Raw genomic sequence first — 22,926 nt, 5'->3', positions numbered from 1 at the left:
GCGACATGACACACCGGCAGCGGATCAACGCCCTGGTGGGCATGCTGCTGGGGATGTTCGTGGCGTTTCTCTCGTCGACGATCGTGTCGAACGCCCTGCCGACGATCATCATCGACCTGCACGGTACCCAGGACCAGTACACCTGGGTCGTCACCGCGACTTTGCTCGCGTCCACCGCGACCACTCCGATCTGGGGCAAGTTCGCCGACCTGGTGAGCAAGAAAGTGCTGGTGCTGCTCGCACTCTCGGTCTTCACCCTCGGCTCCGTGCTCGCCGGCCTGTCCACCTCGGTAGCGATGCTCATCGGCTTCCGTGTCCTCCAGGGCGTCGGCCTCGGCGGTCTCCAGTCACTCATCGTGATCGTCATCGCCACGATGTTCAGCCCCCGCGAACGTGGCCGGTACCAGGGCCCGATCGCCGCGGTCATGGCACTGGCCACGGTCGCCGGCCCCCTCATCGGCGGCGTCATCGTGGACACGAGCTGGCTCGGCTGGCGATGGACGTTCTGGGCGGGCGCGCCCCTTGCCGCCGTAGCGTTCGTCGTGGTCGCGAAGACGCTCGACCTCCCCGTGGTCGAGAAGAAGGTCAGTATCGACTACCTCGGCGCCGTGCTCATCGCCGCCGGGGTGAGCGACCTGCTGATCTGGGTCACGCTCGGCGGCAAGAACTTCGCGTGGTCATCGGCCACGTCGTACCTGATGGCAGGCAGCGGCGTGGTGCTGCTCGTCGCCGCGGTGATCGTCGAAGCCCGGGTGCGCGAACCCATCATCCCGCTCCGTCTGTTCCGTGACCGCACCACCACGCTGGCCACGATCGCCAGTGTCGCGGTCGGTGTCGCGTTGTTCGGAAGCGCGGTCTTCCTCGGACAGTACTTCCAGATCGCGCGCGGCTATTCACCGACGGCCGCCGGTCTGCTCACCCTGCCGATGGTCGGTGGCTCGATGCTCGCGGCCACCGTCTCGGGATCGTTGATCACCCGGTTCGGTCGGTGGAAGCGTTTTCTTGTCGCCGGAGCGGTCCTGTTGTCCCTCGGATTCTTTCTCCTCGGAACGGTCGACCACGCCACCGACATGGCCCAGCTGTTGTCGTACCTGTTCGTGGTCGGGGTCGGGCTCGGTATGACCATGCAGAACCTCGTCCTCGCGGTACAGAACTCCGCCGATCCGCGGGATCTCGGGGCGGCCAGCGCGACGGTGGCGTTCTTCCGCTCTCTCGGCGGCGCAGCGGGCGTCTCCGTCCTCGGCGCCGTGCTGTCGAATCACATCACCGATCTGATCGCGAAAGGACTCGCTGCCCTGGGAATCGACGCCTCCGGCGCGGCGGGAAACGCCGGTCTGTCCTCACTGGCGGAACTGCCGGCTCCGATCGAAGCGGTCGTGCGCGGCGCCTACGGCGACGCGACAGCACGAATATTCGTGATCTCCGGAGTGCTGTCCCTGGTCGGTCTGGTCGCGATCGCACTCATCAAGGAGGTCGCCCTGCGGACACAAACCGGTTCCGAACAGCTTCGGGACGCCGAAGGTAGCGTCGCCGCCACCTCTCCGGCGGGCGAACCCGAACGCTGATTCGCGCGAGATCGGCCGGCCGTCACGCGCCCTTGCGCTCGCTCGTCTTCTTCGCCGGTGCCTTCTTGGCTGTCGACTTCTTGGCGGCGGCCTTTTTCGCTGTCGTCTTCTTTGCCGCCGTCTTTTCTGCCACAGGTTCGCCCGTTGTCGTCTTCTTCGCCGGTGTCTTCTTGGCTGCCGTCTTCTTCGCGGTGGTCGCTTCGCCAGCGGAAGACGAGGAACGGGACGACTTGCCGCCCGTCCCCGCGCCGGCGGCGTCGACACTTCGCTGCAGCGCAGCGACCAGGTCGAGCACCTCGGCGTCCTCACCCTCGGACTCGGACTCGGCGACCTGGAACACCTTCTCGCCGCCGTGCGCCAGAGCATCGTCGATCAAAGTCCGCAGTTCGACCTGGTACTCGTCCGTGAACTCGGTGGGATCGAAGTCGCCCGACATCGACTCCACGAGGGTCTCCGCCATCGCGAGTTCTCTCGGCTTCGGTTTCTCGACACCGTCGAGCGACGGGAATTCCGCCGCCCGGACCTCGTCGGGCCACAGCAGCGTCTGCAGCACGAGCATTCCGTCGCGGTTCCGCAGGGCAGCGAGCCTGGTGCGCTGCCGCAGCGTGAAGTGCACCAACGCGATCCGGTCGCTCTGCTCGAGAGTCGCGGCCAGAAGTGCGTACGCCTTCGGCGAGGAGGAATCGGGCTCGAGGTAGTACGACTTCTCGAACAGCATCGGATCGATCTGCTCGGACGGCACGAACTCGAGCACCGGAATCTCGTGTTTCTCCGCTGCGGGCAGCTTGTCGAAGTCCTCGTCCGTGAGGACGACCCGCTCACCGTTGTCCGAGTCGTACGCCTTGTCGATCTCCTGGAACGGGACGACCTCGCCGCACTCGGAACACACGCGCTGGTACTTGATGCGCCCGCCGTCCTTCGCGTGCACCTGGTGAAACTTGATGTCATGCGACTCGGTTGCCGAATACACCTTCACCGGCACGTTGACGAGGCCGAACGCGATGGCACCTTTCCAAATCGACCGCATCTGTCCATCATGATCGACGATGTGGGTACGCGGTGAAAAGAACCCGAAATCGGTCACCGGTGTCGCAGAGGCCTATGTCACCACCGAGCGCACGATTGCGCTGCGCAGCGGCCCGGGGAGCCGTCGAAACAGCGTCCACATGGTGCTCGCGACGCCCGCAAGGTCTGCCCGGCCGGACAGGTAGGCGCGCTGTTGTTCGGCCGGAAGGTCGAAGAACGCGTCGAAGAACGCCGCGGCGGACTGCGCGTCGAGGCGCAACAGCACCCGCAGGCCCAGCCCACGCAGCCTCGCCACCGTCCGGGCGGACGCCGGCCACAGCACCTGCTGCGGATCGGACCCGTGCCGGAGTGCGCCGACGAGGGCGTCCGCGGTCGAGAGGGCGGTGGCGACGGCATAACCGGTCGCGGGATGCATCAACCCGCCTCGTGCTCCGTAGCCGACCACCCCGGGTTCGCTGCGAAGTCCTTCCACCGCGAACCGCACGTTCTCGATCCGGCCGGCGTCCGCCCAGTCGATGCCCCGCGCCGCCAGCCTGATCTCGAGGCGGCGCTGCAGTTCCGGTAGCGGAAGCGGCGGTCGACCCACCAGGCAGGTCTCTTCGAGCAGGGTGAGACCACCGCCCAGCGGCATCGCATAGAGGAACGACGGGATGTCACCCGAGTCGGTCCCGTTGTCGCGCCGCCAATCCATGAACCACGCTTGCTGCCCGTCCAGCGCCGATTGCGCGACCGCGCTGTCGAAGACCCGGCCGAACGCGGTCTGCCCGGCCCGGCCCTGGCCCGCCGGAACTCCGCGTGCGTCGATCACGTGCCGGGCGCGGAGCCGCTCTCCGGTGCTCAGGACGGCGCTGTGCGCATCGACCGCGTCCACGCGGCCCTCCACCACCGACACTCCCTCGAGCCCGAGACATTCCTGGAGGCGTGTGGTGTCTAAGACCCGGTACGGCCGGGTCAATTCGTGGAGCCGCGACGTCCACACCGCCGGAGCCTCCACCTTCGCTGCGATCACGTGCTCGGGTAGCCAGGGCGGAAGTTCGTCGCTCCACGCGGCGTACGTCGCCGTCCACTTTCGGGACGGCCGGGGGTCGACGGCGATCACATCGAGGCCGGCATGGGCAGCGCGCGAGGCGACGGCCCGCCCCGCCGGGCCGAGCCCGGCGACCAGCACATCGGCGGGGGAGGAGACAGGCACGACCACAGAGTATGCGGCGAGAGGCCGGGTGCGCCGGAGCGCACTCGGGGCAGTGAGTAGTAGTGCATCTCACCGCGGAGGGGAAGGGCAAGCACGGTAAACTGGGTAGTTCGTGTGCCCCGTCAGCCGGTTCATGGCACCCACCCCGTCGTCACCGAGGAGTTCTCACCTGTGATCACCGCTACCGATCTCGAAGTCCGCGCAGGTGTGCGGACCCTGCTCTCCGCGCCAGGATCGGCGTTGCGGGTGCAGGCCGGCGATCGGATCGGTCTGGTCGGACGCAACGGCGCGGGCAAGACCACCACCCTGCGGATTCTCGCGGGCGAAGGCGAACCGTATGCGGGCACCGTGATCCGCTCCGGCGACGTCGGTTATCTCCCGCAGGACCCCAAGGAGGGCAATCTCGACGTGCTCGCCAAGGATCGTGTGCTCTCCGCGCGAGGCCTCGACGAGATCCTGCGCGGCATGGAGAAGCAGCAGGCGTTGATGGCGGAGGCCGTGGACGAGAAGATCCGCGACCGCGCCGTCCGCAAGTACGGATCCCTGGAGGAACGTTTTTCGACGCTCGGCGGGTACGTGGCCGAGTCGGAGGCATCCCGGATCTGCCACAGCCTCGGCTTGCCCGACCGCATCCTCGGCCAGCCCCTCAACACGCTCTCCGGCGGTCAGCGCCGACGCGTCGAACTTGCGCGCATCCTGTTCGCCGCATCCGACGGCTCCGGCGGTAAATCGGACACGACGTTGCTGCTCGACGAGCCGACGAACCACCTCGACGCGGACTCCATCACCTGGCTGCGAGGCTTCCTGCAGAACCATGACGGCGGCTTGATCGTGATCAGCCACGATGTGGACCTGCTCGCCGACGTCGTCAACAAGGTGTGGTTCCTCGACGCGGTACGCGGCGAGGCCGACATCTACAACATGGACTGGAAGAAGTACCTCGACGCTCGCGCGACCGACGAGCAACGGCGCCGGCGTGAGCGCGCCAACGCGGAGAAGAAGGCGTCCGCGCTGCACAAGCAGGCGGCCAAACTCGGAGCGAAAGCGACGAAGGCGACCGCCGCACAGAACATGGCGAAGCGCGCCGACAAACTGCTCAACGACCTCGACGACGTGCGCGTCGCGGACAAGGTCGCGAAGATCCGGTTCCCGACGCCCGCCACGTGCGGTAAGACGCCCCTGATGGCGAAGAACCTGACGAAGGTCTACGGCTCGCTCGAAATCTTCACCGGCGTCGACCTCGCGATCGACCGGGGCTCGCGCGTGGTGATCCTCGGTCTCAACGGTGCCGGAAAGACGACGCTTCTGCGATTGCTTGCCGGAACGGAGAAGCCCGACCTGGGTGAACTGGTTCCAGGTCACGGACTCAAGGTCGGCTACTTCGCGCAGGAGCACGACACGATCGACGACTCGGCGTCGGTGTGGGAGAACATCCGTCACGCCGCACCCGACGCGGGTGAACAGGATCTTCGCGGTCTACTCGGCGCATTCATGTTCACCGGCCCGCAGCTCGACCAGCCGGCCGGAACGCTGTCCGGTGGTGAGAAGACCAGGCTCGCGCTCGCGGGGCTGGTGTCGTCGGCCGCGAACGTGCTGCTCCTCGACGAGCCGACGAACAACCTCGATCCCGTTTCGCGCGAGCAGGTGCTCGACGCGCTCCGGAGCTACGAAGGCGCGGTCGTCCTCGTCACGCACGATCCCGGTGCCGCCGAGGCTCTCGACCCGGAACGCGTGATCCTGCTGCCGGACGGCACGGAGGACCACTGGTCTCAGGACTATCTGGAGCTCATCCAGCTGGCATGATCCGATCCGCTCCGGTGATCGTTCCGGTCCTTTAGCCTTGAACCAGGACCTTTGTCGAGGCGCCGGGAGGAACCGATGGTGCGAAATCCCGATCGTGGCCAGACGACGTTCGCGAAGGGGACCCGGATCACCGGGGATTCGCGGGACCGACTGCAAGAAGAACTCAAACGCCGTTACGAGGCGGGTGCGAGCATCCGCACTCTCGCCAGCGAAACCGGACGTTCCTACGGGTTCGTGCACAACGTGCTGGTTGAGTCGCACGTCCGGCTTCGCGGGCGAGGCGGGCCGAATCGCCGGAAAGCGGCGACGGCCGACAGAAATACGTGAGGGACACGCCGGGTTCAGTCCCGGCGGCGCACCGATTCTTCGACGAGATCGAGGACCGCGCCGAGTTCCTTTTCGGCGTGCCCTGATGCGAGCCGAGCGATGAGCCCGTCGAGTACCAGGTCCAGATAGCCGACCAGAACTTCGGTGGGTACGTCGTCGCGCAGACGACCTGCTTCGCGCTGCCGTTCCAGACGCCCGACGGTCGCGGCGGTCAACTCGGCGGAATGCCGGGTCCACTCCTTGGCGAACTCAGGATCTGTGCGCAGCCGCCGGGTGATCTCGAGTCGGGTGCCGAGCCAATCGAACTGGTCGGGCGACGACAGCATGTCCCGCATCACCTGCACGAGGCCCTCGTTCGCGGCGACGTCCGCCATCCGCTTCGCGTCTTCCTGCGCGAGCGCGAGGAACAGCCTGTCCTTGTCCTTGAAATGGTGGAAGATTGCGCCGCGCGAAAGGCCGGTGGCCTCCTCGAGGCGGCGCACGGTTGCGCCCTCGTAGCCGTACTCGGCAAAACAACGCCGGGCGCCGTCGAGGATCTGACTCCGGCGCGCGGCGAGGTGGTGCTCACTGACCTTGGGCACCGCGACCGTCCTTTCCCGAAGTGGACGGCGGGCCCGAGACGAGACGTCCCGGACCCGCCGTCACTGCACAGCGTGGACCGCCCGCGGATGTGGGCGGTCGATCGGGATGTCAGCCCCGGATCATGTTGCGAAGCACGTACTGCAGGATGCCGCCGTTGCGGTAGTAATCCGCTTCACCGGGCGTATCGATGCGGACGACGGCGTCGAACTCGACCTTGCTGCCGTCTTCCTTGGTCGCGGTGACGTGCACGGTGCTCGGAGTGGTGCCCTCGTTGAGCGCCTCGATGCCCGCGATGTCGAAGACCTCGGTGCCGTCCAGTCCGAGACTTGCGGCGGACTCGCCGGCGGGGAACTGCAGCGGGACGACGCCCATACCGATGAGGTTCGAGCGGTGGATGCGCTCGAAGGACTCGGTGATGACCGCCTTGACGCCGAGCAGGCTGGTGCCCTTGGCAGCCCAGTCACGCGACGACCCGGAGCCGTACTCCTTGCCGCCCAGCACGACGAGCGGGATGCCCGCCTTCTGGTAGTTCTGCGACGCGTCGTAGATGAACGCCTGCGGCGCGCCGTCCTGGGTGAAGTCGCGGGTGTAGCCGCCGGACACACCGTCGAGCAGCTGGTTCTGCAGGCGGATGTTCGCGAACGTGCCGCGGATCATCACCTCGTGGTTACCGCGACGCGAACCGAGCGAGTTGTAGTCCTTGCGCTCGACGCCGTGCTCGTCCAGGTACTGCGCGGCCGGGGTGCCCGGCTTGATCGGACCCGCGGGGCTGATGTGGTCGGTGGTCACCGAGTCGCCGAGCAGCGCGAGCACGCGAGCGCCCTTGATGTCGGAGACCGGAGCCGGATCCATCGTCATGCCCTCGAAGTACGGAGGCTTCCGCACGTAGGTCGAGTTCTCGTCCCACGCGAAGGTGTCGCCTGCCGGGGTCTCCAGGTTCTGCCAGCGCTCGTCACCCTTGAAGATGTCGGCGTAGGAGTTGCGGAACATGTCCTGGCTGATCGCCGACTTGATGGTGTCGTCGATCTCCTGCGCGGACGGCCAGATGTCCTTGAGGAAGACGTCGTTGCCGTCCTTGTCCTTGCCCAGGGCGTCGGCTTCGAAGTCGAAGTCCATGGTGCCGGCCAGCGCGTACGCGATGACGAGCGGCGGGGAGGCCAGGTAGTTCATCTTCACGTCGGGGGAGATGCGACCCTCGAAGTTGCGGTTACCCGAGAGCACCGCGGTGACCGACAGATCGTTGTCGTTGATCGCCTTGGAGATCTCCTCCGGCAGCGGGCCGGTGTTGCCGATGCAGGTCGTGCAGCCGTAACCACCGAGGTAGAAGCCGAGCTTCTCGAGGTAGGGCCACAGGCCCGCCTTCTCGTAGTAGTCGGAGACGACCTGCGAACCCGGCGCCATGTTGGTCTTGACCCACGGCTTCGTGGCCAGACCCTTTTCGACGGCGTTGCGGGCGAGCAGCGCTGCGCCGAGCATCACGGACGGGTTCGAGGTGTTGGTGCAGGAGGTGATGCCCGCGACGACCACGGCGCCGTGATCGAGGACGAACTCGCCCTGCTCGGACTTGACCGTGACCGGCTTGGACGGGCGGCCGGTGGCACCGTTGGCGGCCGACTGGACGCTGTTCGCGGTGTCGTCACCGTCGTCCGCGAACGAGAGAGCGGCCGGATCCGACGCGGGGAAGGACTCCTCGACGGCCTCGTCGAGCTGGCTGTGCTCGACCGGCTGCTCGTCGCCCACGTAGGTGCGGATGTCGCGGCGGAAGGCGAGCTTGGAGTCGCTGAGCAGGATGCGGTCCTGCGGGCGCTTCGGGCCGGCGATCGACGGAACGACGGTGCTCAGGTCCAGCTCGATGTACTCCGAGTAGACCGGCTCCTTGCTCGGGTCGTGCCACATGCCCTGTTCCTTGGCGTACGCCTCGACGAGCGCGAGCTGCTCGTCGCTGCGGCCGGTCAGGCGCAGGTAGTTGATGGTTTCGCCGTCGATCGGGAAGATCGCTGCGGTGGAACCGAACTCGGGGCTCATGTTGCCGAGGGTGGCGCGGTTCGCGAGGGGGACCTCGGCGACGCCGGCACCGTAGAACTCGACGAACTTGCCGACCACACCGTGCTTACGGAGCATCTCGGTGACGGTGAGCACGACGTCGGTGGCGGTCACGCCGGGCTGGATCTCGCCCGACAGCTTGAAGCCGACGACGCGCGGGATGAGCATGGAGACCGGCTGGCCGAGCATCGCGGCCTCGGCCTCGATGCCGCCGACACCCCAGCCGAGGACGCCGAGTCCGTTGACCATCGTGGTGTGCGAGTCGGTGCCGACGCAGGTATCGGGGTAGGCCTGGCCGTTGCGGGTCATGACCGTCGGAGCCAGGTACTCGATGTTGACCTGGTGGACGATGCCCATGCCGGGCGGGACGACCTTGAAGTCGTCGAACGCGCCCTGGCCCCAGCGCAGGAACTGGTAACGCTCCCCGTTGCGCTGGTACTCGAGGTCGACGTTGCGCTCGAGCGCATCGGCGCGGCCGAAGACGTCGAGGATGACCGAGTGGTCGATGACCATGTCGGCAGGGGAGAGGGGGTTGACCTTGTTGGGGTCGCCACCGAGGGTGGTGACGGCCTCACGCATGGTGGCGAGGTCGACCACGCACGGCACGCCGGTGAAGTCCTGCATGATCACGCGGGCGGGCGTGAACTGGATCTCGATGCTCGGGTCTGCCGAGGGATCCCATTCGGCGATGGCACGGATGTGATCGGCGGTGATGTTGGCACCGTCTTCGGTGCGCAGCAGGTTCTCGGCGAGAACCTTCAGGGAGTAAGGGAGTTTCTCGGTGCCGGGGACGGCCGACAGGCGGAAGATCTCGTAAGAGTTCTCTCCGACCTGCAGCGTCCCCTTGGCGCCGAACGAATCAGTATTGGTGCTCACGTCAGCTCCACTCGTCGTTTCGGCTCGCCGCCGACGGGGCTGTGTCGACGGCTGAAGCGAGGCACACGACGTCCGCCGAGGAGAATTCCTGTGCGGTGCCGCCGCGGCATCTCACCGTAGAGTCTAACAGTACGCTTGTCCTGTAATAAAGCTGGGAGTGTACCGAGAATACGTCGCTGGTAGGGGTGTGCGACGCCACGCCGGGCGTCCGCCGGAACCTCGGTGCGGCTGCACCGCCCGCGCGTCATCGCGTACTGTTCGGTGTTGCCCTGCGAGCGTGGTGCTCCCTGTGCCGGCTGCTCGGTACGGCGAACCGGCTCGAACGCTCCCGTCCAGCACTACCGGAGAGAAATGTCTGCGCCACTGCTACGAATCCCCGGGCCGTCGGCCACAGATCTCCCTCCGGGTGTCACCGTCGAGACGATCCTCGCGGATCTTCGTGACGACCAGGTCGCTGCCCCGGCCGGCCAGGTCGACGAGCTCGTCGCCCAGGTGACCCGCGCGCGGGAAAACGGTATCGACCTCAGCGTGGTCGTGATCGATCAGGACCCCCGCATGGATTCGCAGTTGCGTGACCTCGCCACCGAAGTCGGAGCCGAGGACGGCGGCACCGTGCTGGTCCTCAGCCCGGGATGGGTCGGTACGTTCAGCGACAGCCTCGATCGCGTCACCCTCGAAGCCGCCGAGGACAAGACCTACACCGGCGATCCGGTGGTCTCGACGAAGAACTTCGTCGATTCCGTGACCGAGCCTTCACCGCCCTGGACCCTGCTGACCATCCTGCTCGTTCTCTTCGTGGCAGCGGCCTCGGCTGCGACCTACTGGGCGAAGAATCGCCGGCGGAACCACCCCGCACCGGAGAATGCCGCCGAGCGGACCCCTGCGTCGGAGAGCTCGTCCACGACCCCCTGACGGTTCGCGTCCCGTAGATCCCCGGACTTCCCGGTGATCTACGGAGTTGTGCGTCCTTCCGCAGACAAATCCGTAACTGTCGTGCGACATGTGCACGCTGTGTCGTACGGTTCAGATGACGCTCTTGGGGAAGGTGTGTCACAACCCCAGTCGTGGGACGCTGCCCACGACCGGTGACCAGGACAGCGACCGATCGCGGAGCTCCCGCGAGCGGTGTTCGTCGCGCGCTCCCCGAGACGTCGGGGCCGACTGTTCGGGGCAGGTCGGCACGACCGAGGGAGAGCGCACGTGAAACGGTCTGGTTTCCACGGGAGGATTCACCTCACCCGGGTGTCACGGTTCGTCGCCGGAATCGGCCTGGCGACAACGGTGCTCGTCGCCATGGGCTCGACGGCCGGGGCGGTGCCGCCACCGCCGCCCAACCCGTCGGACACCGAACTCGGCGAGGCGGGGGCAGCAGTAGCCGCCGGAGTCGACCGCATCGGCCGATTGATCGTGCGCATCGCCGCTGCCGATCAGCAACTCGCCGAACTCGACGCGCAGGTAGCCGTCCAACGCGAGGACGTCAACCGTGCGCTGGTCGACCTGCACGCCGCGCAGGATTCCGCGGCGGCGGCCGCAGAGGCTGTCGCGTCCTCCCGGCTCGCCCTGCAGGACGCGGGAGCGCAGATTTCGCTCGCGCAGTCGGACTTCGACTCGTTCGCACGCGAGAGCTACACCCGCGGATCCAATTCGGCGTCGCTCGCGGCGTTTCTGTCGACCGACGGCCCCGACGACCTGCTCGACCGCGCGCAGGTGATGCGTTTGCTCTCGACCGGACGCGAAGCTGTGCTCGACGCCCTCGAACGCGCACGCACCGAGCAGGCCAATTCCCATTCCCGTGCCCGCGCCGCGAAGCTCGAGGCCGATGCCGCCGCGGCAGCCGCGCAACAACGCAAGAGCGACGCGGAAGCAGCCATCGCAGTCGCCGTTGCTGCACTCGACCGGCAGGCCGAGGAGAAGGACCGGATCGAGCAATCGCGCGCAGGAGCCCAGGCAGAACTCGACTTCGCCCGCACCAACGTCACAGGGCTCGAGGGGCAGCGCGCCGAGTACGTGGCCTGGGATCGTCGGCGGGTCGCGGAGGATGCCGCGCGGGCTGCCGCTGCCGAGGTCGCCCGCGAGGAGGCGTCGGCGGCGAGCGCCCGGGTCGCTGCGGACGCGGCCGCTGCCGCGCGCGCAGCCGAGCTGGCCAACGGGCGCCGCCCCCACACCGATCTCGGTCAGAGCCCGCTCGTGGCCGAAACACCCAGTGCTGCGGCCGTGACGGAAGAGGACCTCGATGCCACCTCACCCGGTTCGGGCGACGAGACGGGGCCGGGCGACGGGAGTGAAGTCGATCCTGCGGACGAGGTGACCGAGTCTCCGTCGCGGTCCGCACCGTCTGCGCCCCGCTCGACACCGTCGCTCACCGGAACGGCCGCGGTCGAGACCGTCATCGATCGGGGACTCTCCCAGATCGGGGTGCCGTACGCATGGGGCGGTGGAGACGAGAACGGACCCAGCCGGGGCATACGCGACGGTGGTGTCGCCGACACCTACGGAGACTTCGGCAAGGTCGGTTTCGACTGCTCGGGCCTGATGATCTACGCCTTCGCGGGCATCGGCATCTCCCTCCCGCACTACACCGGGTACCAATACACCGCCGGTACGCAGGTGCCGTCGTCGGAGATGCGACGCGGCGACATGATCTTTTACGGACCCAACGCGAGCCAGCACGTCGGTCTGTATCTCGGTGACGGCACGATGCTGGAGGCGCCGCAGTCGGGTTCGCACGTCATGATCTCGCCGGTACGCTGGGACGGCATGACACCGTATGTGGTGCGCATGGTGTCGTGACGGTGAAGTGAGCGTGATCTCAGTGACCCGGCGGTGGGACTGTTCCACCCCGCGGGCCTGGCGTTACGACACACTGAATCGACACCTGCCATAGTGGTGCAGCAGGCGATTTCCGGCGGATCAACGTAGGCGAAAGCGGTGGATTCTTGGTGACCTCACGCGAGGGCGGGACTTCGGGTACGGCGGCGGACGGGCAGAAGAGTGCGGCCGATCCCAGCAACGCCGCCGGTCAGGGCAGCGGAGCAGCGACCAAGGGTGGCCCCGGCCCCGAGAACCGAACCGGCAACAGCGGCCCCGCAGGACCCGGCAGTGGTACAGGACCCGGTGCTGTGACCGTCAACAGTGGTGTGACCGGCAATAGTGGCGCACCCGGACGGATCGCTGCTTCCGGAAACGCTCCCGCCGGTGCGACCGCTTCGGCCCCGGCGCCCGTGACCACGTCCAAGGAACCCGCGGCGAAGGCCTACGACCCGGCCGACGACGTGCGCCTCCTCGAACGCGCCATCTACGAGGTCAAACGTGTGATCGTCGGCCAGGATCTGCTCGTCGAGCGCATGCTTGTCGGTGTGCTCGCCCGCGGCCACGTACTGCTCGAGGGTGTACCCGGCGTGGCGAAGACCCTGGCCGTCGAAACGTTCGCGAAGGTGGTCGGCGGCACCTTCTCCCGCGTGCAGTTCACTCCCGACCTGGTGCCCACCGACCTCGTCGGAACCCGGATCTACCGCCAGGGCCGTGAAGAGTTCGACACCGAACTCGGCCCGGTCGTCGCGAACTTCGTGCTCGCCGACGAAATCAACCGTGCTCCCGCGAAAGTGCAGTCCGCCCTCCTCGAGGTGATGGCGGAACGACACGTCACCATCGGCGGCAAGACCTTCCCGATGCCCGATCCGTTCCTGGTGATGGCGACGCAGAACCCCATCGAGAACGAAGGCGTCTATCCGCTGCCCGAAGCACAGCGTGACCGCTTCCTGTTCAAGGTCCTCGTCGACTACCCCTCGGTCGAGGAGGAACGAGAGATCGTCTACCGCATGGGCATCGCCGCCCCGGAACCGAAGCAGGTGCTCTCGCGGGAAGAACTGCTGCGCCTCCAGCAGATCGCCAGTCGCGTGTTCGTGCACCACGCCCTCGTCGACTACGTCGTGCGGGTCATCTTCGCGACCCGCGCGCCGGCCGAGATCGGTCTGCACGACGTGCAGGGATGGATCGCCTACGGTGCCTCGCCGCGCGCGACGCTCGGCATCATCTCCGCTGCCCGGGCGCTCGCGCTGGTCCGTGGCCGCGACTACGTGATCCCGCAGGACATCATCGACGTCATTCCTGACGTGTTGCGCCATCGTCTTGTGCTGTCGTACGACGCGCTGGCCGACGACGTCTCACCCGACCGGATCATCGCCGAGATCCTGCAGACCGTCGGGCTTCCTCAGGTCGCACCGCAGGCGACGGCGCCCGCTCCCGTGGGTCCCCCCATGGTCGCGCGACCCGGCGCTCCCGCGGTACCGGCGCCCGGACCGCACGGAGGTGCAGGGCAACGGTGAGCGAACCCGCCCGCGACGGGTCGCCACCCTCCTTCCGTTCCGGCGAACTGCGCGATCCCGCACTGACCGCTGCGCTGCGCACCCTGGAACTGACCGTCCGGCGGCGGCTCGACGGTGTCCTGCACGGCGATCACCTCGGCTTGATTCCCGGACCGGGCTCCGAGCCCGGTGACGCCCGCGAGTACCAGCCGGGCGACGACGTGCGTCAGATGGACTGGTCGGTCACCGCCCGCACCACGCACCCGCACGTGCGTCAGACGGTCGCCGATCGCGAACTCGAAACCTGGCTCGCCGTCGACTTGTCGGCGAGTCTCGATTTCGGCACCGCCGCATGCGAGAAGCGGGACCTCGTCGTCGCCGCGGTCGCCGCGATCGCACACCTGACCATCGGCGGGGGCAATCGGATCGGTGCGGTGGTCTCCACCGGCCGCGACACGGTGCGGATCCCCGCGCGCGGGGGACGGGCGCACGCCCAGTCGATGCTCCGCACGATCGCCACCGTCCCGCACCCACCGGACGGGACGCGCGGTGATCTGCGCGGGGTGATCGAGGCTCTGCGGCGCCCCCAGCGCCGGCGCGGCCTCGCCGTCGTGATCAGCGACTTCCTGGGGCCTCTCGACTGGCAACGGTCGTTGCGTGCGCTCTCCGGCCGGCACGACCTGCTGGCGGTGGAGGTTCTGGACCGCCGCGACCTGGAGCTGCCCGATCTCGGAGACGTCGTCCTGCACGACCCTGAAACCGGACGCACCCGCGAGTTCACGACGACACCTCAGCTGCGCGCCGATTACGCCCAGGCTGCTGCCGCGCATCGCGATGCGGTCCAGCAGGCGATGCGCAGTTGCGGCGCCCCGATGCTGAGCTTGCGGACCGATCGGGACTGGATCAGCGACGTCGTGCGTTTCGTCGCCGCCCGCCGGCACAGTTACGCGGCCGGCGCGCCGGGGAGGGCGGGCCGGTGAGCATCTCCGGTTTCACCTCCCCGTGGTGGTTGCTGTTCCTGGTCGTGGTCGCGGCTATCGCTGCGGGTTACGTGCTGGTGCAGCGTCGCAGGCTTTCCAACACCCTGCGATTCACGAACTTCGAGCTTCTCGAGAAGGTCGCTCCCGATCGGCCGGGACGCGCGCGCCACATTCCGGTCGCGTTACTGCTGGCCGGGCTGGTCTTTCTCACCGTCGCCCTCGCCGGACCGACGGCGGAGCAACGGGTGCCCCGTAACCGCGCGACGGTGGTCGCGGTGATCGATGTGTCGCTGTCGATGGAGGCGACCGATGTCGCGCCGTCCCGGCTCGCTGCGGCGCAGGAAGCGGCGAAACAGTTCGCGGACGATCTGACCCCCGGAATCAATCTCGGGCTCGTCGCCTTCTCCGGCACCGCGTCGGTGCTGGTGTCGCCGACCACCAACCGCGAGGCCACCAAGACGGCGATCGACCACCTCCAGTTGAGCGAGCGCACCGCCACCGGCGAAGCGATCTTCACCGCGATGCAGTCCATCGACACCTTGTCCGCGGTGCTCGGCGGCAGCGATCAGGCGCCGCCTGCCCGGATCGTGCTCCTGTCGGACGGCAAGCAGACGGTGCCCGAGAGCCCCGACGACCCGCGGGGAGGGTTCACCGCGGCCCGGCAGGCAGCCGAGAAGGGCATCCCCGTCTCGACGATCTCGTTCGGGACCTCGACCGGAACCGTCACGATCGAGGACGAACGCATCCCGGTGCCGGTCGACGATCCGTCGCTCAAGGAGATCGCGAACCTGTCCGGCGGCAGTTTCTTCACCGCGTCGAGTCTCGAGGAACTCGAGGACGCGTACAACACGCTCGAGGAGCAGATCGGCTTCGAGACCACGCGGGGTGACGCGAGCCGCCCGTGGCTGATGCTCGGTGCTCTCTCCGTCGCGGCAGGCCTCGTCTTCGCGATGGTGCTCCGCCAGCGCCTGCCCTGATCCTTCTTGTCGCTGCTCACGGAGGCCGCTCCGTGCGCGATCCACCACCAGATAGGTTTGTCGCCATGAATGACGCAACCAGCCCAGCCGTGTCCGCGCGCCCCACTGCCACGCCCCGGTCGGTGCTCGTCACCGGAGGAAACCGCGGAATCGGTCTCGCGGTGGCTCGACGACTGCAGGCCGACGGACACAAGGTCGCCGTCACGCACCGCGGGTCCGGTGTCCCCGAAGACCTGTTCGGCGTCGTATGCGACGTCACCGACGCGGACTCCGTCGATCGCGCGTTCACCGAGGTCGAAGCCCACCAGGGCCCGGTCGAGGTGCTGGTCGCCAACGCCGGCACCACCGACGACACCCTGCTCATGCGTATGACCGAGGACCAGTTCACCAGCGTTATCGATGCCAATCTCACGGGCGCGTTCCGCTGCGCCAAGCGGGCCAACCGGGCGATGTTGCGCGCACGGTGGGGACGGATGATCTTCCTCGGGTCGGTTGTCGGCATGGCCGGCCAGGCGGGGCAGATCAACTACGCGTCTTCGAAGGCCGGCGTGATCGGGCTCGCCCGGTCGGTGACCCGCGAACTCGGTTCGCGCTCGATCACCGCCAACGTCGTCGCTCCCGGTTTCATCGAGACGGACATGACTGCGGACCTGTCCGACGATCTGCGCGACACCGCGAAGAAGTTCATCCCGTTGCAGCGGCTCGGCAAGCCCGAGGACGTCGCGGCCGTGGTGAGTTTCCTCGCCTCCGACGACTCCGCCTACGTCTCCGGCGCGGTCATCCCCGTCGACGGAGGCATGGGCATGGGTCACTGACCTGCGGCCGTACCGGACCACATCCGAATCTCACTGGAGGATCGACACACTCATGGGCGGACTGCTCGAGGGCAAGACCATTCTCGTCACCGGCATCATCACCGATGCCTCCATCGCGTTCCACACCGCCAAGGCGGCGCAGGAACAAGGCGCGAAGATCATCATCACCGGCTTCGACCGACTGCGGCTGATCGACCGTATCGCCCAGCGCCTGCCGCAGCCGGTTCCGCCGGCGATCGAACTCGACGTGCAGAACACCGAGCATCTCGAAGGACTCGCGGACAAACTGCGTGAGCTCGCGCCCGAGGGGATCGACGGCGTCGTCCACTCGATCGGCTTCGCGCCGCGCTCGTGCCTGGGCAGCCCCTTCCTCGACGCGCCGTGGAGCGACGTCGCCGTGGCCCTCGAAGTCTCCGCGTATTCGTACGGCGCGCTCGCGAAGGCCGTGCTGCCCGTCATGAACGAGGGCGGATCCATCGTCGGTATGGACTTCGATCCCGCTCGCGCGGTGCCGTTCTACAACTGGATGGGCGTCTCCAAAGCGACACTCGAATCCGTCAACCGCTACGTCGCGAAGGAGGTCGGGCCGCGTGGCATCCGCTCCAACCTCGTCGCGGCCGGACCGATCAAGACCCTCGCCGCCAAAGCCATCGCCGGTGACGCGACAGGGCCGGGTGCCGAGATGAACCGACTCAACGAGGGATGGTCGGCGGCATCGCCGATCGGATGGGACGTCGACGACCCGACTCCGGTCGCCAAGACCGTGTGCGCGGTATTGTCCGATTGGCTGCCCGGTACAACCGGGTCGATCGTCTACGTCGACGGTGGTTTCCACTCCCAGGTCGGCTTCGGCGCCTGACAGGTCAGGAGAGCACTCCATGGTGAACACCCCCGAACCGTTCGACGCAGTGATGGTGTTGTCGTTCGGCGGACCGGAAGGTCCCGACGACGTGCGGCCGTTCCTCGAGAACGTCACCCGCGGCCGGGGTATCCCGCCCGAACGTCTCGACGACGTCGCGAAGCATTACCTGCACTTCGGGGGTGTCTCACCGATCAACGCGCTCAACCGTGCGCTGATCGATGCCGTGCGCGCCGAGTTCGACACGCACGGCATCGACCTGCCGATCTATTTCGGGAACCGGAACTGGCACCCGATGGTCGAGGACACCGTCGCCACCATGCGCGACGACGGAATCCGCAATGCCCTGGTGTTCGCCACGTCGGCGTGGGGCGGATATTCCGGATGCCGCCAGTACCACGAGGACATCCGCCGGGCCCGGGAAGTGGTCGAGAACGCACCCGACCTGACCAGACTCCGGCAGTTCTACGACCATCCGTTGTTCCTCGACGCCGTCGCGGATGCCGTGCGCGCGGCGCAGAGCGAACTCCCGGCCGACGCGGCTCCAGCGCGGTTGGTCTTCACAGCCCACTCCGTCCCGACGGCGGCCGACGCGACCGGTGGCCCGCCCGATGCGGGTGGTCACCTCTACAGCCGTCAGGTGGCGGAGGCCGGGCGACTGGTCGCCGGTGCGCTCGGCGTCGACGACTACGACTTGGTGTGGCAATCGCGGTCGGGACCACCGCAGGTGCCCTGGCTCGAACCGGACATCGTCGACCACATCGACGCGCTGCACGAGCGCGGCGTGACCTCGGTGATCGTGGTGCCGGTCGGGTTCGTCTCCGATCACCTCGAGGTGGTCTGGGATCTCGACACCGAAGCGCGGGATCGCGCCGCCGAACTCGGCATGGCGTTCGTGCGGGCGGCAACCGCCGGAACGGATCCCCGTTTCGCGCAGATGGTCCGGGAACTCGTGCAGGAACGCCTCGGCACCGCGACGCCGCATCGGCGCGGCACCGAACCCGAATTCGGGGTGGGCTGCAACGGCACGCTGTGCGCGGTCGGTTGCTGCGAGCCTCCGGCGCGCCCGTCCCGGCCCACGTCCGCCGCACGAGGCTGAGCCCGGAGTCGCCCGTAAGGAGCGGTGCTACCTCTCCCGTCTCGCCCCCACGAGGGACGGGACGAACCAGTCCGGGAGGGAACGGCGCAACTCCACCGGTCCCTCGACAGCCACCGCGCCGCCGCGCACCGCGTCGGGCCAGTCGCGTTCGCCACGCCAGATTTCGGTGAGCTCGCGCAGACCGGAGGTAACGGTCACCGAAACCTCGAAGCCCGGATCGACATCGCAGACGTCGACCTCACCGGAGTCGATGACAAGCCACCACCGTCGCGACCCCCGCGGAGCGCCGGTGAAGACGAAATGCACGATCACCCGGGTGTCGGGGACGGCGGAGTGGTCGACGTTGCGGTGCATGTCCCACATCAGCAACTTGGGATCGAGGTCTCCATCGCCGAGGCGCCCGGTCCACCGCGACCCCCACGTCCCGAGCGCCACCACCACCGGTTCGAGATCGCGGCCGGCAGGTGTGAGCACGTAACGGACCTCCGACCCTTCAGCGATCCGTTGCACGATCCCGGCGACCGTCAACTGGTGCAGCCGGGTGGACAGCAGCGAAGGTGACATCCGGGGAAGTCCGCGACGCAGATCGTTGAACCGTTCGCTTCCCAGCACGAGTTCGCGGACCAGGAGCAGAGTCCACCGCTCGTCGAACAGTTCCATCGCTTTCGCGACGGGACAGAACTGGTGGTAGGGCGAGCCCATGCTTCGAATAGTAGGCCTCCTCGGCGGTACAGATTCCGGACTGGATGCGATTCGGCCGACGTTCCTACCGTTGATGTGCGCCCGGAAAACTTCTCGCACGACGACCGGGACGCACTCTGGGAGGAGATCTGTGATGACCGAATCCAGCACGACACTCGACGTCGACCGTGCCCTCAAGGCGAAGCATCGGGCAATGTGGGCCCTCGGCGACTATCCGGCCGTGGCGACGGAGGTGATTCCCTCGCTCGGGGAGAAACTGGTCTCGGCCTGCCAGGTCGGGGCCGGCGACCGGGTGCTCGACATTGCCGCGGGAGCGGGTAACGCCGCGATTCCCGCGGCGCTCGCAGGTGCCGACGTCGTGGCCACCGACCTGACCCCCGAACTGTTCGACGCCGGCCGTCGCGCCGCCGATCGAGCGGGCGCGGCGGTGACGTGGCAGGAAGCCGACGCGGAGGCATTGCCGTTCGACGATGCGAGCGTCGACGTGACGCTCTCGTGCGTCGGAGTCATGTTCGCGCCGCACCACCGAACGGCGGCGGACGAACTGGTGCGCGTCACCCGCGCGGGTGGCGGGATCGGGTTGCTGAGCTGGACGCCGGGCGGCTTCATCGGCCAAATGTTCGCAGCTATGAAGCCGTACGCGCCCGCGCCGCCGCCCGGCGCGCAACCGCCTCCCCTGTGGGGCGACGAGGACCACGTACGGGAGTTACTGGGATCGCGGGTCGGCGATGTCCACGCGCGCACGGAGTCGTTGCGAGTCGACCGGTTCGCGACCGGCGAAGCGTTCCGTGACTTCTTCAAGGCGAACTACGGTCCGACCATCGCGGTCTATCGTGCGATCGCCGACGACCCGGAAAAGGTCGCCGCGCTCGATGACGATCTGGCCGACCTCGCACGACGGTACGACCTGGGCGGTGGGGCGATGGACTGGGAGTACCTCCTGCTCACCGCGCGACGTGCGGGGTGAGCGTGGTCAGCCGCGCATGGTGGCGTGCAGGGCCGCGTTGATCGCCCCGACCCGCGCGTTTCTCACAGCCGTCCACAACGGGCGTAATGCGTCCTCGCGCGCTGCGGTGGCAGTCGCCGACGCCGCACGCAGACCACCACCGCGACCGGCGACGGTGAGGATCGCTTCCACCTGATCGGCGGAGTCGAGGATTCGTACGGCCCGCTGCGGGATCGTGTCCGGGTACCGGTGGCGAGCGATCTGCGCCAGTTCCGTGGCGATCTCCGCACGCGGGTCGGTGCCGCGCCCGTCGTCGCCGACCGTGTGGATACCGGCGAGCGTCGTGGCGGCGTCACGCACCGCCTCACGCATGGTGAACTCGGCTTCTCCGAGTCCGGGTAGGTCGGTGGGTTCGGGCACCTGCGGTACCGCGAACACGTTCCAGCGCAAGACATCCGGACCCTCGACGGTAGGAACGAGGCCGAGACCCGGTGTTCCCGGCACGCCGACGAGCACACCTTCGCCGGCAGTTGTCGCTGCTGCGGAGAACGGAAGGCCGATGGGTAGTCCGCGTACATCGCCGGGGGACGGCAGCAGCAACCGGATGCCCGCACTCCCGACCGGATCGGCGCGCCGGATCACCGTGAGCAGTCCGGCCGCACCGTCCTCGGGGTCCTGGCCGGTCAGTCCGGCGCGGTGTTTCGCGTCCGGCTCCCCGGCTGCGACGAGATGCATCGGCGCCCACTCGTGCAGGGCATCGATGACGTCGTCGGGCGCTGCGCGGCCGGAGAGCCATGCGCCGGCCCACAGCGTCAGGCTCTGGCTCGGGGAACTCACGGAACGAGCATAGGACGCGCTGTCGTCCGGCGTGGCGGCGACCGCGCGCGGCCGTCGTTGTCCTAACGTTGAGCGGCGTGAATCCACGCGACAGTTACGGCGACATCTACGCAGGCCACAACCGCAAGCGGAAGAAAGCCGTCCCGGAACTCGAGGCCGAGAAGGATCTCGTGGTCGAAGACGCCGCGTCGGGGTGGTGCGGCGCGATCGTCGGCATCGAACGCACTTATGACGGCGACTTCGTGCGCCTCGAGGACGGGCAGCGCCGCACCCGTCTGTTCGCGATGCGGCCCGCCGCGTTTCTCATCGACGGGGCTCCTGTGACCCTCGTTCGGCCGAAGGCGCGACCGGTGACGCAGACCCCGGCGCGGTCCGCCTCCGGCTCGACCCGCGTGGAAGGTCTGAAGGCGCGGGTCGCTCGGGGGAGCCGCATCTGGGTGGAGGGCGTGCACGACGCGGCCCTGGTCGAACAGGTGTGGGGCCACGACCTACGCGTGGAAGGGGTCGTCGTCGAACAACTCGAGGGGCTCGACAACCTCGCGGAGCGCCTCGCCGAGTTCCGGCCCGGGCTGGGACGCCGGGTCGGTGTCCTCGCCGACCACCTCGTCGCCGGGTCGAAGGAGGAGCGGCTCACCGCGAACCTCGGCCCGCATGTCATGGTCACCGGCCACCCGTACATCGACGTGTGGGAAGCGGTGCGGCCCAAAGCCGTCGGCATCGAAGCCTGGCCGACGATTCCGCGCGGGCAGGACTGGAAGACCGGCGTCTGCCGCGAACTCGGCTGGGGAACCCCGCAGGAAGGATGGCGCCGGGTCTACGGCGCGGTGTCGTCGTTCCGGGATCTGGAAGCACCGCTGATCGGTGCGGTCGAACGACTGGTGGATTTCGTCACCGACCCCGACGGCGACTGAGCGACCTGCGAATGAAGTCGAAGCGCGGACCGGGGCTCAGTACGTGTACCGCCGCACGGTGTCCGGGTGGATGACGATACGGACCTGGTCTTCACTGAGGATCCCGGCGAGATCCTCGGCGCGGACAGGATCGCCGAGGTCCCAGTAGCGAGCGGCGAGGCGGGAACACAACTCGTGTGCTCCGTCCGTCGAGACCGTGGTGTGACCGGTGACCGATACCCAGCGTTCCCGTTCGCCGACCGGGGCGGCCACGACGATCGAGGCGCGCGGGTCGCGCTGCAACCGTCGGATCTTCGGTGAGTCCGGACCGGTGAACAGTTCGACGGTGCCCTCGGGGGGCGCTTCGAACCAGACCGGACGCGGTTGTGGTGGAATCGGCCCTGCCGCCACGCTCAGGAATCCGTGCAGGGGGCGCCTGAGGAACTCGAGATCCTCGGGAGTCGGTGAACTTGGATGGGTGGTCATCGTGCTCTTCCCTCCTGGCGAGGACGAGTCGAGGATCCGTGCCGTTCGCCGACGGTCGCGTTTCATCATCACGGACACGCCGGTGGAGTGCTGAGGATCGGCCCGGGTGACCGGTTGCGCGATCTCGCGAGCCTGTGAGCTGCGTCTCTGCCGTGATGTCCGAATTATGGTTCGATGGTTCTTGTGGCGGCACTGATATGGCTGATTGCCGGCGTGGCTCTGGCGGCGGCGGAAGCACTTACCGGCGACTTCGTGTTGTTGATGCTCGGTGGCGCTGCCTTGGGCACAGCCGCGGTAACCGCTGTGACCGATGCGCCGGTGTGGATCGACGCCGTGGTGTTCGCGGTGTTCTCGCTCGTGTTACTGCTCGGGGTTCGGCCCATCCTGCGCCGCAGGTACTCCGTTCCGCCCGCGCTGACGATGGGTGTCGAGGCGTTGCCCGGCAAGCACGCCCTGGTGCTCGAGCAAGTCGGCGAGCACGCGGGTCGCGTGAAGATCGACGGAGACGTGTGGACGGCTCGGCCGCTCGACGTCACCGAAGTGTACGAACCCGGAACAACCGTGACCGTGATGCAGATCGACGGCGCGACAGCCGTCGTATGGAGGGGTGTCTGACC

21 protein-coding genes are annotated in these 22,926 nt (G+C 67.8%); 14 read left to right on the top strand and 7 right to left on the bottom strand.

Translation table 11 applies throughout. From position 1 onward, the window contains the following. Window positions 1–5: 5 nt before the first annotated feature. The gene (locus tag RDCOP1_RS01505) at window positions 6–1,565 is read left to right on the top strand and encodes an MDR family MFS transporter (protein WP_072698823.1); all 1,560 of its coding nucleotides are present in this window, start codon (window positions 6–8) and stop codon (window positions 1,563–1,565) included. 22 nt (window positions 1,566–1,587) lie between these two features. Here the strand turns inward: RDCOP1_RS01505 and ku are convergent, their stop codons facing one another. After that, window positions 1,588–2,592, bottom strand: a complete 1,005-nt coding sequence (gene ku, locus RDCOP1_RS01500; protein ID WP_072698294.1) for a non-homologous end joining protein Ku — start codon at window positions 2,590–2,592, stop codon at window positions 1,588–1,590. Between the two features lie 72 nt (window positions 2,593–2,664). Beyond that, complete coding sequence (locus RDCOP1_RS01495; protein ID WP_072698822.1) at window positions 2,665–3,783, bottom strand: lycopene cyclase family protein; 1,119 nt, start codon at window positions 3,781–3,783, stop codon at window positions 2,665–2,667. Between the two features lie 171 nt (window positions 3,784–3,954). On the opposite strand from RDCOP1_RS01495, the gene RDCOP1_RS01490 reads away from it, so the two are divergent. Continuing rightward, complete coding sequence (locus tag RDCOP1_RS01490) at window positions 3,955–5,586, top strand: ABC-F family ATP-binding cassette domain-containing protein (RefSeq protein WP_072698293.1); 1,632 nt, start codon at window positions 3,955–3,957, stop codon at window positions 5,584–5,586. A 75-nt stretch (window positions 5,587–5,661) separates the two neighbouring features. Then, on the top strand, window positions 5,662–5,913 hold the full coding sequence (locus RDCOP1_RS21660; RefSeq protein ID WP_231922945.1) for a helix-turn-helix domain-containing protein: 252 nt from the start codon (window positions 5,662–5,664) through the stop codon (window positions 5,911–5,913). Window positions 5,914–5,927: 14 nt separating this feature from the next. Here RDCOP1_RS21660 and RDCOP1_RS01480 read toward each other — a convergent pair whose 3' ends face one another. Together RDCOP1_RS01480 and acnA are read right to left on the bottom strand one after the other, a co-directional pair. Further along, window positions 5,928–6,494 (bottom strand): TetR/AcrR family transcriptional regulator, encoded by a 567-nt coding sequence (locus RDCOP1_RS01480; protein ID WP_072698292.1) that lies wholly within the window; start codon window positions 6,492–6,494, stop codon window positions 5,928–5,930. Window positions 6,495–6,603: 109 nt separating this feature from the next. After that, a complete protein-coding gene (acnA, locus tag RDCOP1_RS01475; protein WP_072698291.1) occupies window positions 6,604–9,414 on the bottom strand; it encodes an aconitate hydratase AcnA in 2,811 nt (936 codons plus the stop codon). A gap of 351 nt (window positions 9,415–9,765) precedes the next feature. Here acnA and RDCOP1_RS01470 point away from each other — a divergent pair, with 351 nt between their 5' ends. From RDCOP1_RS01470 to RDCOP1_RS01435, 8 genes are all read left to right on the top strand, one after another. Next, the gene (locus tag RDCOP1_RS01470; RefSeq protein WP_072698290.1) at window positions 9,766–10,326 is read left to right on the top strand and encodes an Rv1476 family membrane protein; all 561 of its coding nucleotides are present in this window, start codon (window positions 9,766–9,768) and stop codon (window positions 10,324–10,326) included. Window positions 10,327–10,707: 381 nt separating this feature from the next. After that, window positions 10,708–12,204: an NlpC/P60 family protein gene (locus RDCOP1_RS01465; RefSeq protein ID WP_084722367.1), complete on the top strand. Its 1,497-nt coding sequence runs from the start codon at window positions 10,708–10,710 to the stop codon at window positions 12,202–12,204. 347 nt (window positions 12,205–12,551) lie between these two features. Then, the gene (locus RDCOP1_RS01460; RefSeq protein ID WP_072698820.1) at window positions 12,552–13,739 is read left to right on the top strand and encodes an AAA family ATPase; all 1,188 of its coding nucleotides are present in this window, start codon (window positions 12,552–12,554) and stop codon (window positions 13,737–13,739) included. After that, complete coding sequence (locus RDCOP1_RS01455; protein ID WP_072698287.1) at window positions 13,736–14,698, top strand: DUF58 domain-containing protein; 963 nt, start codon at window positions 13,736–13,738, stop codon at window positions 14,696–14,698. Before RDCOP1_RS01460 ends, RDCOP1_RS01455 begins: the two co-directional genes overlap by 4 nt. Then, window positions 14,695–15,675 (top strand): VWA domain-containing protein, encoded by a 981-nt coding sequence (locus RDCOP1_RS01450; RefSeq protein WP_072698286.1) that lies wholly within the window; start codon window positions 14,695–14,697, stop codon window positions 15,673–15,675. The genes RDCOP1_RS01455 and RDCOP1_RS01450 overlap by 4 nt, the downstream gene beginning before the upstream one ends. Window positions 15,676–15,740: 65 nt before the next feature. Beyond that, on the top strand, window positions 15,741–16,490 hold the full coding sequence (gene fabG1, locus RDCOP1_RS01445) for a 3-oxoacyl-ACP reductase FabG1 (RefSeq protein WP_072698285.1): 750 nt from the start codon (window positions 15,741–15,743) through the stop codon (window positions 16,488–16,490). 52 nt (window positions 16,491–16,542) lie between these two features. Next, window positions 16,543–17,349, top strand: a complete 807-nt coding sequence (gene inhA, locus RDCOP1_RS01440) for an NADH-dependent enoyl-ACP reductase InhA (protein ID WP_072698284.1) — start codon at window positions 16,543–16,545, stop codon at window positions 17,347–17,349. A 19-nt stretch (window positions 17,350–17,368) separates the two neighbouring features. After that, entirely contained in the window at window positions 17,369–18,448 is a 1,080-nt protein-coding gene (locus tag RDCOP1_RS01435) for a ferrochelatase (RefSeq protein WP_072698283.1), read from the top strand. 27 nt (window positions 18,449–18,475) lie between these two features. On the opposite strand, the gene RDCOP1_RS01430 is transcribed toward RDCOP1_RS01435, so the two are convergent. Further along, window positions 18,476–19,150: a winged helix-turn-helix transcriptional regulator gene (locus RDCOP1_RS01430; RefSeq protein ID WP_072698282.1), complete on the bottom strand. Its 675-nt coding sequence runs from the start codon at window positions 19,148–19,150 to the stop codon at window positions 18,476–18,478. A 133-nt stretch (window positions 19,151–19,283) separates the two neighbouring features. Between RDCOP1_RS01430 and RDCOP1_RS01425 the strand changes: the two genes are divergently transcribed. Next, the gene (locus RDCOP1_RS01425) at window positions 19,284–20,117 is read left to right on the top strand and encodes a class I SAM-dependent methyltransferase (RefSeq protein ID WP_072698281.1); all 834 of its coding nucleotides are present in this window, start codon (window positions 19,284–19,286) and stop codon (window positions 20,115–20,117) included. 6 nt (window positions 20,118–20,123) lie between these two features. Here the strand turns inward: RDCOP1_RS01425 and RDCOP1_RS01420 are convergent, their stop codons facing one another. Further along, window positions 20,124–20,933 (bottom strand): Rv1486c family protein, encoded by an 810-nt coding sequence (locus RDCOP1_RS01420; protein WP_072698280.1) that lies wholly within the window; start codon window positions 20,931–20,933, stop codon window positions 20,124–20,126. Between the two features lie 77 nt (window positions 20,934–21,010). On the opposite strand from RDCOP1_RS01420, the gene RDCOP1_RS01415 reads away from it, so the two are divergent. Continuing rightward, a complete protein-coding gene (locus RDCOP1_RS01415; RefSeq protein ID WP_072698279.1) occupies window positions 21,011–21,844 on the top strand; it encodes a DUF3097 domain-containing protein in 834 nt (277 codons plus the stop codon). A gap of 36 nt (window positions 21,845–21,880) precedes the next feature. Here the strand turns inward: RDCOP1_RS01415 and RDCOP1_RS01410 are convergent, their stop codons facing one another. Next, on the bottom strand, window positions 21,881–22,309 hold the full coding sequence (locus tag RDCOP1_RS01410) for a pyridoxamine 5'-phosphate oxidase family protein (protein ID WP_072698819.1): 429 nt from the start codon (window positions 22,307–22,309) through the stop codon (window positions 21,881–21,883). Between the two features lie 174 nt (window positions 22,310–22,483). Here RDCOP1_RS01410 and RDCOP1_RS01405 point away from each other — a divergent pair, with 174 nt between their 5' ends. Beyond that, complete coding sequence (locus tag RDCOP1_RS01405; protein WP_072698278.1) at window positions 22,484–22,924, top strand: NfeD family protein; 441 nt, start codon at window positions 22,484–22,486, stop codon at window positions 22,922–22,924. Window positions 22,925–22,926 lie beyond the last annotated feature (2 nt).

Source organism: Rhodococcus coprophilus NBRC 100603, from assembly GCF_001895045.1.
Taxonomy (GTDB): Bacteria; Actinomycetota; Actinomycetes; order Mycobacteriales; family Mycobacteriaceae; genus Rhodococcus; species Rhodococcus coprophilus.
Note: the sequence above shows the minus strand (reverse complement) of the source record. Positions and strands in the feature narration are given on the sequence as shown.

What these genes read in the sequence shown, in the direction of transcription:
- RDCOP1_RS01505 (WP_072698823.1), top strand. Translation starts at nt 6, where the DNA reads ATGACACACCGGCAGCGGATCAACGCCCTGGTGGGCATGCTGCTGGGG.
- ku (WP_072698294.1), bottom strand. Translation starts at nt 2,592, where the DNA reads ATGCGGTCGATTTGGAAAGGTGCCATCGCGTTCGGCCTCGTCAACGTG.
- RDCOP1_RS21660 (WP_231922945.1), top strand. Translation starts at nt 5,662, where the DNA reads ATGGTGCGAAATCCCGATCGTGGCCAGACGACGTTCGCGAAGGGGACC.
- RDCOP1_RS01470 (WP_072698290.1), top strand. Translation starts at nt 9,766, where the DNA reads ATGTCTGCGCCACTGCTACGAATCCCCGGGCCGTCGGCCACAGATCTC.
- RDCOP1_RS01465 (WP_084722367.1), top strand. Translation starts at nt 10,708, where the DNA reads ATGGGCTCGACGGCCGGGGCGGTGCCGCCACCGCCGCCCAACCCGTCG.
- fabG1 (WP_072698285.1), top strand. Translation starts at nt 15,741, where the DNA reads ATGAATGACGCAACCAGCCCAGCCGTGTCCGCGCGCCCCACTGCCACG.
- inhA (WP_072698284.1), top strand. Translation starts at nt 16,543, where the DNA reads ATGGGCGGACTGCTCGAGGGCAAGACCATTCTCGTCACCGGCATCATC.
- RDCOP1_RS01435 (WP_072698283.1), top strand. Translation starts at nt 17,369, where the DNA reads ATGGTGAACACCCCCGAACCGTTCGACGCAGTGATGGTGTTGTCGTTC.
- RDCOP1_RS01430 (WP_072698282.1), bottom strand. Translation starts at nt 19,150, where the DNA reads ATGGGCTCGCCCTACCACCAGTTCTGTCCCGTCGCGAAAGCGATGGAA.
- RDCOP1_RS01425 (WP_072698281.1), top strand. Translation starts at nt 19,284, where the DNA reads ATGACCGAATCCAGCACGACACTCGACGTCGACCGTGCCCTCAAGGCG.
- RDCOP1_RS01410 (WP_072698819.1), bottom strand. Translation starts at nt 22,309, where the DNA reads ATGACCACCCATCCAAGTTCACCGACTCCCGAGGATCTCGAGTTCCTC.
- RDCOP1_RS01405 (WP_072698278.1), top strand. Translation starts at nt 22,484, where the DNA reads ATGGTTCTTGTGGCGGCACTGATATGGCTGATTGCCGGCGTGGCTCTG.